The organism is Paenibacillus sacheonensis (genome assembly GCF_009909195.1).
GTDB classification, from domain to species: domain Bacteria; phylum Bacillota; class Bacilli; order Paenibacillales; family Paenibacillaceae; genus Paenibacillus_Z; species Paenibacillus_Z sacheonensis.
On sequence record NZ_JAAAMU010000008.1, the window covers coordinates 24,743 to 38,314 of the forward strand.

Here is a 13,572-nt window from a genome sequence, read left to right on the forward strand (position 1 = left end):
CCGCCTCCGCCTCCCGCAAGAACATTTGTTCTTCCATTGTACCAGTAATCGCGGTCGGAATGAAGTGTTACGTGTACAGCCACACCTTCAACAACGACAGCAGCTTCTCGATATCGATCGGCTTGCTGATGTAATCGGAGGCGCCGGCATCCAGGCAGCGCTGACGGTCTTCCTTCATCGCCTTCGCCGTCAGCGCGATGATCGGCATCTTCTCGAACTGCGGCATCGCTCGCAGCGCCTTCATCGCCTCGTAGCCGTCCATTTCCGGCATCATAATATCCATCAGAATGAGATCGAAGTCCGGATCCTTCTCCAGCAGCTCGAGCGCCTCGCGGCCGTTCTCCGCGAAGGAAATCCGCATATTGTAAGATTCCAGCACGTTCGATAACGCGAAAATATTCCGAATGTCGTCCTCCACGAGCAGCAGCCGCTTGCCGTCGAACGCAGCCTCGTTGTTGTAGAGGCGGTCCAGTATCTGGCGGCGATCCTCCGGCATGTCCGCTTTCACCCGGTGAAGGAACAGCGCCGTCTCGTCGAAGAGACGCTCCTGCGACTTCACGTTCTTGATGATGATGCTCTCCGCGTATTTCTTAAGCTCCAGTTCTTCCCGCATATCCAAGTCCTTGCCGGTATAGATGATGATCGGCAGCTGCTTCAGATGATCCAGACGCCGGATGCGGTCCAGCAGCTCGAAGCCCGTAATATCGGACAAGCCCAAGTCGAGCACCATGCAGTCAAAATGTTCCCGCTCCAGTTCGCGGAGCGCCTCATGGCCGGTCGATACGGCGGTTATCAGCACGTCGTCGTGCCCGATCAGCTCTACCATGCTGCTCCGCAGCACGAGGTCATCCTCCACGATGAGCAGCCGCTTCAGATCGCGGCTCATGAACGACTCGACGCGGGCGAGCGCTTGCTCGATATGCGCTTTGTCGACCGGCTTCTGCAGGAATGCCATCGCGCCCATCGTCAGTCCTTTCTGCGGCTCGTCGACGACGGAGATGACATGCACCGGAATATGGCGCAGCTCCGAATGCTGCTTCAGCCGCTCCAGGATAGACCAGCCGTCCAAGACCGGAACTTGAATGTCGAGCAGGATGCCGTCCGGTCTGTACGCATGGGCGAGTGCCAAGCCTTTGTCGCCTTCGAGCGCGACCAGCCCCTTGAAGTGGCGGGATCTGGCCATATCGAGCAGGATGCTCGCGAAACGGATATCATCCTCGATGATGAGCAGCACCCGGTCGCCGTTCTGAATACTGTCGCGGTCATCCTCCAGGGAAGACGGCAAGAGCAGCTCGGGACTGGACCATTCGATGCTTGGCGCAAGCAGCTCTTCTTTGCGCTTCGCCCCTTGACTCTCGGTCGCGAGGAAAGCTTCGGCGGCGGCGCCGGTTTCCTCCAGCACGGGACGGGCGGCGGTTTCTTCATCCGCTTCCTCGGGCAGGTAAAGCGTAAATGCGCTGCCCGAGCCTTCTTCGCTCTCGATCGCGATATGGCCGCCGATGAGCGCGGACAACTCCCGGCTGATCGTAAGGCCCAGGCCCGTTCCGCCGTACTTGCGGCTCGTCGAGCCGTCGGCTTGCTGGAACGCTTCGAAAATGATCTCCTTCTTGCCGGCAGGGATACCGATGCCGCTGTCGATGACGGAGAAGGCGATGATGCCTTCTGCCCCGCCCGCGACATTCGGCACCGCGCCTCCCGGTCGATGCACCCGAAGCGTGACATGCCCCTGATGCGTGAATTTGAACGCATTGGACAGCAGATTTTTCAAAATCTGCTGCAAACGGTGCCCGTCCGTGAAGACCGACTCCGGCAAATCGCGCTGCAGCTCCACGCGGAATTCAATGCCCTTCTTGGCGGCCAGCGGTTCGTAGCTGCGCTGCATGCCTTCGCGAATATCGGCCAGGTAGACCGCTTCCTTCTCGATCTTCATCTGTCCGGCTTCCACCTTGGACAAATCGAGAATTTCGTCGATCAGACGAAGCAGATCGGTGCCCGAAGAATGAATCGTATTCGCGAATTCCACTTGCTTCGGCTGCAAATTGCCGGACTTATTATCCGCCAGCATCTGCGAGAGGATGAGCAGGCTGTTCAGCGGCGTGCGCAGCTCATGCGACATATTGGCCAGGAACTCCGACTTGTACCGGGACGCCGTTGCGAGATCGGTGGCTTGTTTGGCCAAGACCGCGTTCTGCTGCTCGATCTGCTTGTTGAACGCATCGGCCTGTTTCATCTGAGCCTCCAGCCGTTGGGACCGCTTCGCCAGCTCGAGATTGCTCTCTTCCAGTTCCTCCTGCTGCCGCTGGAGCCGTTCCTCCGACACTTTCATCAAATCGTTGGACGTGCGCAGCTCTTCCTGCTGGGCGAACATTTCCTCCGACTGCGCCTGCAGCTCTTCCGACTGCTGCTGCAGCTCCTCCGTCTGCACCTGCAGCTCCTCGGTAAGCGTCTTCGACTCCTCGAGCAGGCGCGCCACTTCCATTTGCGCTTTGACGTTGTTCAGCGCCGTACCCGCATTGCCGCGACTCTGCTCGATCAACTCCACGTGCAGCGGCGTGAACGGCTGCAGGGAGGCAAGCTCGACCACGCCTTCGACTCTGCCTTCGAATTCGATCGGGAACACCAGGATGCTCGCGGGCGCGGAATCCCCCAGACCCGTCGTGATGCGAAGATGGCGTTCAGGCACTTCATCCAGCAGGAACACCCGCCTCTCCTGCGCGCTTTGGCCGACGATTCCTTCGCCGATCGCGAACCGGTCGACGCCGGCCGGGGATCCCGAAGCGGCAAACGAAGCGCTGCGGACCAGCTTGTCTTCTTGCCGAACGTAGAATACGCCGCAGCTCGCGCCCAGCAGCAGCGCGATCTTCGCCATGTAAGCCTGCCCGAGCTCGCTGACATGCGACGAGCCTTGGCTCGCGACCGCGACTTCGGCGATGCCGGACTGGAGCCAGTTCGTCCGCTCCTGCTTCTCGAGCAGCCCGTTCGTCGCTTCGCATAGATCCCGGACCTCGTCGCGCGTCCTCACGTCGATGCGCCGCAGCTCCTGTTTGCCCTCCGAGGTCGCAATATCGTGAATCGCTTTGACAACCTGTTTGATGCTCCCCACGATCGTCCCGGAGATGATAATTGAAACCAGGACCGCCAGTACGGTCACGATCAGCAGCATAATATAGAGACCGATTTTGAAGCTGGCGTTTTTGGCATCGAGATCGTTGACCCGTTTATCCGTCAGCTGTTTCTCGATACTGAGGAAATCGCTCAGCTCGAACCGAAGCGTATCGATGATCTTCTTGCCGGAATCCAGCTTGAAGAACTCCGCCACCTGCGCGTCGTCTCCGGCTTTCTTCGCGGCGATGACGGGATCCCCGGCAATCTCGATCCATTTCTCTACGTTGGCCTTGATTTCCCGCAAATTGGCCTGTTGGCCCGGGTTATCGTTTACCAGCAGGTACAGCTGGCTGTAGTTCTCCATCCAATCCGTCCTGGCGGCCGTGTATGGATCCAGATAGGACGCGTCGCCGGTAATCACGTACCCCCGCTGACCCGTCTCCATATCCAGCACGCGAGCTTCGATCTGGTTCGCCAAATCATGCACGGCCATATCATGGCTATTTATGAAATCGATTTCCCTGTCCATGGTACTCATTCTGCCGCTCAGCACCGCGATCGAAACCCCGACGCTCACGAGCACGATCAAATAGCCGAGAATGATCTTGGACCTGATCGTAAATCTGACGTTCTTCAACATCCTAGTCGTCCCTCCACCATCGCGTAACTTGCAACTCTATTGATTCTATCACATTAATCGGCTTCGACAGGCTTGAATTCAACATTGCCGGCACGCAAAAAAGCAACGTTCATGAAAAAATGAACCGTTGCTTCGAATCGCTGTCAATCGACCAGCTCTTCCACTTTCTCCGCCAAGAACAGCTGGTAGATGCGAACGATGATGATCTTGATGACCATGTAGCCCGGAATCGCCAAGATGATGCCGATAAATCCGGCAACCTCGCCCGCCACGAGCAATAGAATGATCGTCGTCAACGGATGAATATCGAGACGCCTGCCGTAAATGCTCGGCGACAGCACGTTGCCTTCGATCTGCTGCGCGATAATCGTGACCACGACGACCCAGAACACCATCGTCGGCGACACCGTGAACGCGACGATAATCGTCGGGATCGCCCCCAGGAATTGGCCGATGTAGGGAATGATATTAAGGAAGAACGCCACGATCGCGAGCAGCAGCGAATACGGCAGGCCGATAATCAGAAATCCGATATACAGCATGACGGCGAGCAGGCACGTAATAATGACGCGCCCGACGATAAATCCGCTGAGCGCCGAGTCGATTTCCTTCAGCACCTCTTGTCCGTCCTTGCGGTAGCGCCGAGGCACGACGGCCAGAATGGACGACGGGATGTGGTCGCTCTCCTTCAGCATGTAGTACAGGATGATGGGCACGGTAGCGATGATGATCAGGAAATTCGTCACGATCGCCACGACGTTCGCCACGTAATCGGATGCCGCCGTGATGCCTTTGTTCAGGTAGTCCGATAGCTTCGTGGACAGATCCGCGTCTTCGCCCGCGAACGCGGAGAGCATCCGGTTGTCCTGCAGGCGGTTAAGCTGATTCTTGAAGCCCTCGATCAGCTCGGGCGCCCCCTTCACGAAATTCTCCACCTGCGTCTTCAGCTGCGGCCACACCACGATGCCGAATAAGCTGATGATCGCCGCCACGAACAGATAAATCAGCAGAATCGCAAAAACTTTATTGACGCGCCGTTCCACCATCACGTTCACGATCGGGCGGAGCAAGTAATAGCAGAAGCCCGCCAGCATGAACGGCACGATCAAAATATTAAAAATCGTCAGCAAAGGCCTGAAAATAAAACTGATCTTCGCCGTTAAGTATACGATTAGCAGCAATGCGATGATCCCCAGGCATACGCGAAAAAAACCCTTCTGAAGCGACATAACCAAACCTCCCGGCATTCCACCCAGACTGCAATGCAATACCCTTCCCTTACCCGCGTTTGTCCAAGCTGAAACAAGGGGAGCTGACGACCGGCTCGCTCATTTTCGATCGGTCCCTGCGATGCCCGTTCAGCGGGGTCCGGTCCACGCCGATTCCGAACAAAATAAAACAGCCTCGCGCATGATGCGCGAGGCTGTTTTTAAGGAAAACGGTAAAACTACAGTTTTACAACGTTTTCTGCTTGTGGTCCACGGTTGCCTTGAACAACGTTGAACTCAACGCGTTGGCCTTCGTCAAGAGTTTTGAAGCCTTCGCCGACGATTGCGGAGAAGTGTACGAATACATCGTTGCCGCCTTCAACTTCGATGAAGCCGAAACCTTTCTCTGCGTTAAACCATTTAACTGTTCCTGTTTGCATGGGGAATTCCTCCATAAATTAAATTAACATGTACTTTTTATTCGTGTTTGCGAAATAAAAAAATCACACATTGAAAAAGGTACCATTGCACAAAATGACAACCCTTTTCAATACGTGAATTCAGGTGTTTTTATGACTAAGGTTATCTTATCATATCCGATTTTGAATTGCAATGAGCTTACAAGCTTTTACAAATTTTTTATCATTATACTGCAAAGCGGGCGCGCTGCAACTGCTTGCCAATGCTATTATATGCCGTCGACAAGATATATATACACGCCCAGGAAGAAAATGAATCACGATTTCAAAAAATTTCGGACGAGCTTTCCCCATCGAAGGAGATGGCGCTCCGCTCGTCCTATGGCCGCGGGCGCTACAGGCCCAGCGCCGCCAGTTCCCCGTCGATGCGCTTCATAAGCGCCTGCTTCCCGGCATTCTCCAGGAACGCCGCCCCCGCCCCGTTGCGCACGATCGCCGCCAGCTCGCGGCCTTGGAAGCCGAACTTCTCCGCCGCGATGCGGTATTCGCGCGTTATGTCGGTTCCCGACACGCTCGGATTATCCGTGTTCAGCGTGATCAACAGCCCCTGTTCGAAATAGTCCCGAATCGGATAGACGTCCCAATCGGATACGGCCTTCGTCTGAATGTTGCTGACCGGGCACAGCTCGAGCGGAATGCGCTGCTCCAGTACCAGACGCAGAATGTCCGGGTTCTCCCGCAGACGGACGCCATGGCCGATGCGCGATGCGCCCAAATGCTTGACCGCTTCGTACACGTTTTCCGCGCCGGCGGCCTCGCCCGCATGGATCGTGACGGGCAGCCCGCGTTTGTGCGCGAGCGCGAACACGTCGCGGAACAGCTCCGGCGGATACGCCGCCTCGTTCCCTGCGAGGTCGACCGCCGCCAAGCCGCGGCCCGCGTATTTGGCAGCTGCTTCGATGACCTCCAGATTGTCCTTGCGGTCATGGTTGCGCATGCAGATCGCGATCGCGCGGCCCTGGATATCGAACTGCCGCTCCGCGCGCTTCAAACCTTCTATAACATAGTGAATGGCTTCTTCCGCATGCAGGCCTCCGCGGCGGTGAAGCTGCGGAGCGAAGCGTACTTCCATGTAACGGCAGTTGTGCGCGGCCGCCTGCTCCATCGTTTCGTAAGCGACGCGTTCCAGCGCGGCGCCGGATTGAAGGAACCGGGTCGTAAAATCAAACTTGCTCAAGTATTCCGGCAAGCTCCGGCAATCATCGTCCACCTGCATATAAGGAATGAGATCCGCCTCTACGGCCGTCGGCAGCTCGATTCCTTCGGCTGCGGCAATGGCCATCGCGGTATCCGGGCGCAGGCTTCCGTCGAGATGGACATGAAGATCGACCTTCGGCAATGCATGCCACATATCCATAGCCGCTACGCTCCTTTTTTAGTTATGTTCGGATCTGTCGGGGCTTCTTATACCGCTTGCGGGCTTTCGGTCAAGAGTTCGATCAAGTAGTTCATGGACGGCGTCATATATTTGCGCTTGTGGTAGACCAGCTGCGTGTAGAACGACAGGTCTTCCATACAGAGAGGTACCGTGCAGAGCATTTCTTTCTCGAGTTCGGAGAGGATCGTGATCTTCGGGATGAGGGCGATGCCGAGGCCGTAATAGACGCACTGCTTGATGGCTTCCATGCTGCCGAGCTCGAACGCGAGCCGATAAGGGATCTGCCTCGTCTTGAGCTCGCGCTCGAGCGCGCCGCGGTACGTGCAGTCCTGCTCCGTCATGATGAAGGACTCCCCGCTCAACTGCTTCCACTCCACCTTCTCCAGCAGCGCGAACGGATGCGATTTGTTCGCGACGACGACCATCTCTTCCTTCCGGATGATAATGCTCGTCAGTTCGGGGTCGGACAGCGGCACGTCGAGCAGGATGCCCATGTCCGCCTCGCCCTCCCGGATCGATTGCTTCACGCGTTCCTCCTGAGCCGGTTCGAGCATGACTTGAATGTGGGGAAACACCTGCCTGAAGCGATGCAGATACTTCGGAAGATAGAAGGCGGCCATCGTTTCGATCGTCGAGATGCAGAGGGTTCCGCATTCCTGCCGCCCGATGACGGCCTTCGATTCCTGGAAGAGGTCCGCGATCTGATTCGCGTAAAGCAGCATTTGCTCCCCGGATTGGGTCAGCCGCATCTTGCGTCCGAACCGCTCGAACAGGATAACGCCGTACTCCTGCTCCAGCTTCTGAATTTGCGTCGTTACGCTTGACTGCGCGTAGCCGAGGTTCTCGGCCGCTTTCGTGAAGTTCTGCCACTTGGCCACCTCTCGAAAGGTAAGGAAATGCTGAATGTCCAGGCTCGCCGCCCCCTTGCTTCCATCGAAAAAACCGATTGTCGTTATCGAATATTATAGATAACTGCGATATCGAAGTACATGATAAACTTTCTTCAGGCAGTGAAAGGGAATGAGTACCAAAACTGCAATTTATGTGTCAATGGAGTGATGAACGATGTTAAACCACTACGAGCATCAAAAACTGGCTGAAATGAAAGAGGACGCCATCCGTAAACGGGCGGATGAGCAATGGATGCATGAGCCGGCAATCGAGGCGGGAGCCATTTCCCGGCCGAAGGGCATTCTGAAACGGATTCAGGCCGTACTGACGGCGCTGTTCGCATGATGCATTTCCGCCTCCGCCTCCAACGATCGGTCTGTTACAGCCCTTTTAATCGGATATTCAGCTCGGATGAATAGCGCCGGCCTCCTCGTACGAAACGTATGATGGGAGCCGGCGCTTTCTGCGTCGATCCCCCTCCAGCAATTTTATGCCGGCAAGCTGCGTTTGGAAGCATATCGTCGCATCTCTCCGCGCACCACGCCTTTCATTCTTGACAGAGACTGCGGATGGCGGTGCAATTATATATTAGGAAGGATGATTTATACATGAAGTTAAATCGCCGTTTACAAATGAAAGCCCTTACCGCGCTCGGTACCGCGGCATTAATCGCGCTGGCCGCACTGCCGCCGGGGGCATCGGTTGCTCATGCCGATAAAGCCATTGTCAGCAGCAGCACTCCCCTCTACGGCACGGTGTCGGCCCCGGCCGCGAAGCCGCTGTGGAGCTTGCAGCTGATGACGTTCAAGCAGGACGGAGCGGTCATGACCGCCGCGCTGGCCGAGAGCGGCCGCGTGTTCGCGCTCGTGAAGGGCGGACAGCTCGCAGCCTACGACGGCGCGAGCGGCAAGCAGCTGTGGAAATACGGCACGGCCCTGAGGCCGCTGTTGGTCTATAATCAAGGCACCGTCTTCGGCCTGACGAAGGACGGCGCTATCTATGCGCTCGGGACGGATGGCAGCCGCAAATGGACGGCGGCGATCCATGCCGACAAGGCTGCCAGCATCGAGCCGATCGGCGGCATGGTCTACGTCACGGAGAATTTGACGCTCTACGCTCTGGAGCGCGCGACGGGCAAGCTGCTCTGGAAGCATACGGAAACGAGCGGTGAATATGAGGGCGGCTTGACCGGCATAACCGAGGACGACGGCGTCGTGCTGCGCAATTACATGGTACAAGGCGCGCTCTCTTCGACCCAGATCAACGCCTACGACAAGATGACGGGCAAGCAGCTGTGGACGTCGTTCCGCCAATCGCCTCCGCTTGCCGTGAAGGACGGACTCGTCTACTCCGTGACGGACACGTTCATGGCCGGCGACAACGATCCCGTCCATAAGACGCTTCATATCGCCGTAATGAGCCTGAAAACCGGTGCCCTGAAAGGCGACCGCGTCTACGGCTGGAACGCGCAGCCGGCGAATCCCGGCGAGTACCGGTTCGGCGGCGCATACGGCTCTGCGTTCCTGGATGGCAGCGATCTGTATGTATTTCAGGACCAGGGCGTGGCGAAGTATGATTTTGCCGCCTACAGTCCGGGCGGCAAGCCTATGCAGCGCTGGGCCGCGCCGGATCCGCGCGATTACGGGCCGTTGTACCGCGTCCACAACGGCCGGCTGCTCTATCAGGGCTTCGACGACCGCGCCATCGAAGTGCTGAAGACCTCGACCGGCCAGATCCTTCGCTTCCCGAACGGGATCCAGCCGGTCCAGACCGACCTGTACGGCAACGGCCTCTTCGTCGCAAAAGCCGACGGTACGCTCGATGCGTACGATTTCGCGGCCGTTAAGCCGGTCTTCAGCCTGAAGACCGGCTCGCGAGACTTCGAATCGACGCTCAAATCCGGCGCGATGCTGTACGTCCGTTCCGGCGGCACGCTGCATGCGGTGAAACTGCCCGCGAATCTGAGTTGACGCAAGGCATCTCGCCTGCACGCAAGCTGCCTGCCGGAGACGGAACCGATTGCCGCTTGTTTAACCGGATATCGACAAGGGTAAAGATCCTTATCCGATCAACAAGCGGCCGCACAGGGCCAAAAAGGAGACTTACCCCCATGTCTTACGACGATTTCGCATTTATCGTGCGCTTCAACCATATGATGACCTTCGGCTCGCTGACGCCGCGGTCCCACGATCACGGCACCATGTTCGCGCTCATGAAAGGCGGGCTTCATAAAGCCGCCGGCGCCGGCGCGCTTCAGGTACGCCGCAGCTTCGCGAACGCCGGCCGGTCGCCGCAGCGGTCTTTGACCTACCGTTAACGAAACGTGCAGATCGCAGATAGACGGCACCTCCTCGGGGGTGCCTTTTGGCGTTTCAGACATGTTTCTTCCAGCCCCGGTATACAATAACCCGACGACCCGACGGAAAGGAAAGGCAGGTTCATCGCCGGACCTCGGGCAGGGATGCTTCGTTATTCCGCCGGATTCGGCCGCGAGACCTCGGGAGAGCTTCATTGACAGTCCGCGAACGAAGTCCCTATAATGGTTCCAGCCTTTGCGATGCTCGCGCGAAAGCGACTCATTTAGCTTCAAGGAAAGGAATCCATCCATGCCCTCATCATCGGAATTATCCGCGGCGATGCCGCGTTCCAGGCGTCTATGGACGGCCGGCGTGCTCGGCTCGCTGAGCGCCTTCGGGCCGCTCTCGCTGGATATGTACCTGCCCGCGCTGCCGAAGCTCGCCGAGGATCTGCATACCAGCACCTCCCTTGCCCAGCTCAGTCTGACGGCCTGCTTGATCGGGCTTGCGCTCGGCCAGCTCTTCGCGGGACCGATCAGCGATGTGCGAGGCCGGCGCGGCCCGCTGCTCGTCGGTCTGCTTCTCTACGCCGTATCTTCGCTGCTCTGCGCCGCGGCTCCCGGTATCGGCACTTTCATTGCGCTGCGCTTCATTCAGGGTCTAGCGGGCTCTGCGGGAATCGTCATCTCCAGAGCGATCGTGCGCGACCTGTACAGCGGCACGGAGCTGACGAAATTCTTCTCGCTGCTCATGCTGGTGAACGGAATCGCTCCGATCGCCGCCCCGATCTTCGGCGGGCAGCTTCTCCGCTTCACGGACTGGCAGGGCGTGTTCCTCGTGCTTGGCGCAATCGGATTGGCCATGTTCATCGCCGTGCTGTTCGGTCTGCCCGAGACGCTCCCTGCCGAGCGTCGTTCCAAAGGCGGGATTATGAACACGCTCGGCACGTTCGGCGGATTGATCGGGGACCGCGCGTTCATGGGCTACGCCCTGGCGCAGGGTTTCGTCATGGCCGCCATGTTCGCTTATATCTCCGGCTCGCCGTTCGTGCTGCAGGACGTCTATGGCGTATCGCCTCAGACGTTCAGCCTCTGCTTCGCGGTCAACGGCCTCGGCATTATCGCCGCCAGTCAGATCGCGGGGCGTCTTGCCGGCCGGATCAACGAAACGAAGCTGCTCGTCATCGGCCTTGGCCTCGCCGCAGCCGGCGGCACCGCGCTGCTCGCCATGCTGCTCGCTCGCGCACCGCTCGGCTTCGTGCTTCCGCCGCTGTTCTTCGTCGTCGCAAGCGTCGGGATCGTCTCGACCATGGGCTTCTCGCTGGCCATGCGCAATCAAGGCCATGCCGCCGGCAGCGCCTCCGCGCTTCAAGGACTCCTATCGTTCCTATTCGGCTCCATCGTGGCCCCGTTCGTCGGCATAGCCGGCAGCGACACGGCTGTCCCGATGGGCATTCTGATCGCTTGCCTTGACCTTGGCGCGGTTCTGGTCTTCGCTCTGCTGGTCGGACGCGGACGCAGGGCGCCGTCAGCCGAACTGCGGCGATAGCAAGTGCGGCGACAGCAAGGTATGCGCGATAGGCGATCGCACTGAGTTCCATCGCGCTTCAACCTCCTTCGGGAGGTTTTTTTATATATCCCATTGCGAACAAGTGTTCGATATTATATACTTGATTTGTGGCGATACTGGATAGGGTTGTTGACTCTTTGGATGCCCATACCAATCTAGAATCAGAGGAGCTGTTGATGATGTCTTTGCGTCTGACCCCGTATTTCGTAATGAACGGCAATGCCCAGGAAGCGATCGAATTCTATGAGCGCGCGCTCGGCGCTTCGGTGCTGTTTAAGCAGACATTCGGCGAGATGCCGTCCAATCCCGACTACCCGCTGCCGGATTCCGCGAACAACCTGATCGGACATGCCATGATTAAGGTCGGCGAATCCGACTTGATGTTCTCCGACACGTTCGGAGGCGATGAAGCCCGGATCGGCAATCAAGTGACGATCTGCATCACGCTGCAGGATGTCGAAGAGGCGCATCGCATCTTCAACGCGCTGTCCGACGGCGGACAAGTCGTCACGCCGCTCATGGAAACGCATTTCAGCCCTGCATATGGCAGCGTTACCGATAAATTCGGCATTACGTTCCAATTTTTCACCGAAGGCAAGATGTAATTGCTACGCTCAGGTCGCCATGACGATATGACAGGCTCATTTCGTTTTTGGCGGAGCGGCGCCATGCTTGTCTCTCATCAAGCGATCGAACACGAACAAGGCTCTGCACGCCGATACGGCGCGCAGAGCCTTGTTTGCGGTTATCAGACACCGAATACCCGTTGGATGGCTTCCAAATAAGCCAAGCCGTTCTTCGTATCCGGCTCCAGATAGCTGCCTTCCGTCCATTCGTTCCACGCGTTGATCGTGAACGCGGGGAACCCGTTGAGGTCCTGCTCCAGGAACAGCTTCATCTGCTCCAGCGACGCTTGGAACCGCTCCGGCGTATTGCCTGACAGCATGCCCATGAACGGGTAGCCCAAATTGTCGAAGACATCGGACTGCACGGTACGCGGCGAGGAATCCCAGCCCATCGTCACGTTCGGCAGATAAGGCAGTCCGTATTCGCGGGCGAATTTCTCCCAATCCGCGGCCGATTTCTCGGCAATGTCGGCATACGGCGTCTCCGGGAACGAAGGCAGCTCCTGATGATGAATCCATACGTAAGAGGAGACGCTGTCGACGCCGAGGGCGGCCAGCATTTCATTGCCGTTCGTGATCTTCTCTTCGCCCGGCAAGATCTGAACGCCCCAGACGACGGCATTTACATGCAGCTCGCCAAGCCCGGCCGCGCGCACGCGGTCCCGGAAATCCTCCAACGCCGCGCGCGTTTCCTCGATGCCGCCCAAGCCTTTCACGAGACTCATCAGCTCGTACACGGAGAAATACAGCTTGCCCTCTACCCGCCAGTAGTTCGGGCGCGTGAAGTAGGCAGCGATCATATGATCCGTCGCCTTCGTGAATGCTTCGCGGCTAACCGTTCCCTGCGCCAGCGTATTATACGGCTTGTTCCGAAGCGCCGGATGAATGTCGATCCAATCATGATTCGCCCACATGAGCGCGAATTTGAGCCGCTCGTTGTTGGCTGCGCCGAAGAACCCTTCCTCGAGCGCCCGTTCCAGATAAGGCCCGTCCTCGTACCAGTACCAATCAAAGATGAACGTATCCACGCCATGGTCGGCAGCGGCATCGATCTTCTGCGCCATGTGGTCCGGATTCGCTTCATCCGTATATCCCCACATCGGTACCTTCGGCAGATCATGCCCCTCGAATCGAGGCGTCGCCCGTTTCACGAGCTCCCATTCCGTCCAGTTCTCGCCATGCCAGGCTTCATTGCGCTTATCGACGTGATAATTCGGAAAATAATAGACCGCGACCTCGTACGGTTTCGTCATTCGTTAACCCCTCCAGCTGGTAAGAATCCGATTTGCTGACTTCATCGTACGCTACCGGACGGGTTCTGTATTTGGAGTGAGAGCGCCATCTTTTGCACAAACAGCGAAAGCAAGGGGGAAAAGGGG

The 13,572-nt window shown here is 57.7% G+C and carries 11 protein-coding genes; 5 read left to right on the forward strand and 6 right to left on the reverse strand.

What is annotated here, in order from left to right; all coding sequences use genetic code 11:
- Nucleotides 1–67: 67 nt before the first annotated feature.
- The 5 genes from GT003_RS16700 to GT003_RS16720 all read right to left on the reverse strand — a co-directional run bounded on the left by GT003_RS16700 (nucleotide 68) and on the right by GT003_RS16720 (nucleotide 7,766).
- Nucleotides 68–3,745 (reverse strand): response regulator, encoded by a 3,678-nt coding sequence (locus GT003_RS16700; RefSeq protein WP_161699812.1) that lies wholly within the window; start codon nucleotides 3,743–3,745, stop codon nucleotides 68–70.
- Between the two features lie 143 nt (nucleotides 3,746–3,888).
- On the reverse strand, nucleotides 3,889–4,974 hold the full coding sequence (locus tag GT003_RS16705) for an AI-2E family transporter (RefSeq protein ID WP_161699814.1): 1,086 nt from the start codon (nucleotides 4,972–4,974) through the stop codon (nucleotides 3,889–3,891).
- Between the two features lie 218 nt (nucleotides 4,975–5,192).
- On the reverse strand, nucleotides 5,193–5,393 hold the full coding sequence (locus GT003_RS16710; protein ID WP_112884929.1) for a cold-shock protein: 201 nt from the start codon (nucleotides 5,391–5,393) through the stop codon (nucleotides 5,193–5,195).
- A 373-nt stretch (nucleotides 5,394–5,766) separates the two neighbouring features.
- A complete protein-coding gene (gene add, locus GT003_RS16715; RefSeq protein WP_161699816.1) occupies nucleotides 5,767–6,789 on the reverse strand; it encodes an adenosine deaminase in 1,023 nt (340 codons plus the stop codon).
- A 47-nt stretch (nucleotides 6,790–6,836) separates the two neighbouring features.
- Complete coding sequence (locus GT003_RS16720; RefSeq protein WP_338045960.1) at nucleotides 6,837–7,766, reverse strand: LysR family transcriptional regulator; 930 nt, start codon at nucleotides 7,764–7,766, stop codon at nucleotides 6,837–6,839.
- A gap of 109 nt (nucleotides 7,767–7,875) precedes the next feature.
- Between GT003_RS16720 and GT003_RS16725 the strand changes: the two genes are divergently transcribed.
- The 5 genes from GT003_RS16725 to GT003_RS16745 all read left to right on the forward strand — a co-directional run bounded on the left by GT003_RS16725 (nucleotide 7,876) and on the right by GT003_RS16745 (nucleotide 12,172).
- Entirely contained in the window at nucleotides 7,876–8,046 is a 171-nt protein-coding gene (locus GT003_RS16725) for a hypothetical protein (RefSeq protein WP_161699818.1), read from the forward strand.
- 263 nt (nucleotides 8,047–8,309) lie between these two features.
- On the forward strand, nucleotides 8,310–9,671 hold the full coding sequence (locus GT003_RS16730; RefSeq protein ID WP_161699821.1) for an outer membrane protein assembly factor BamB family protein: 1,362 nt from the start codon (nucleotides 8,310–8,312) through the stop codon (nucleotides 9,669–9,671).
- 140 nt (nucleotides 9,672–9,811) lie between these two features.
- Nucleotides 9,812–10,018 carry a hypothetical protein gene (locus GT003_RS16735; protein ID WP_161699823.1) on the forward strand — a complete coding sequence of 69 codons (207 nt, stop codon included), beginning with the start codon at nucleotides 9,812–9,814 and terminating at the stop codon, nucleotides 10,016–10,018.
- 289 nt (nucleotides 10,019–10,307) lie between these two features.
- Nucleotides 10,308–11,546, forward strand: coding sequence for a multidrug effflux MFS transporter (locus GT003_RS16740; protein ID WP_161699825.1), 1,239 nt, complete (start codon nucleotides 10,308–10,310; stop codon nucleotides 11,544–11,546).
- Between the two features lie 200 nt (nucleotides 11,547–11,746).
- Nucleotides 11,747–12,172: a VOC family protein gene (locus GT003_RS16745; protein WP_161699827.1), complete on the forward strand. Its 426-nt coding sequence runs from the start codon at nucleotides 11,747–11,749 to the stop codon at nucleotides 12,170–12,172.
- Nucleotides 12,173–12,315: 143 nt separating this feature from the next.
- Here the strand turns inward: GT003_RS16745 and GT003_RS16750 are convergent, their stop codons facing one another.
- Nucleotides 12,316–13,446, reverse strand: a complete 1,131-nt coding sequence (locus tag GT003_RS16750) for a glycoside hydrolase family 99-like domain-containing protein (protein WP_161699829.1) — start codon at nucleotides 13,444–13,446, stop codon at nucleotides 12,316–12,318.
- Between the last annotated feature and the right edge of the window lie 126 nt (nucleotides 13,447–13,572).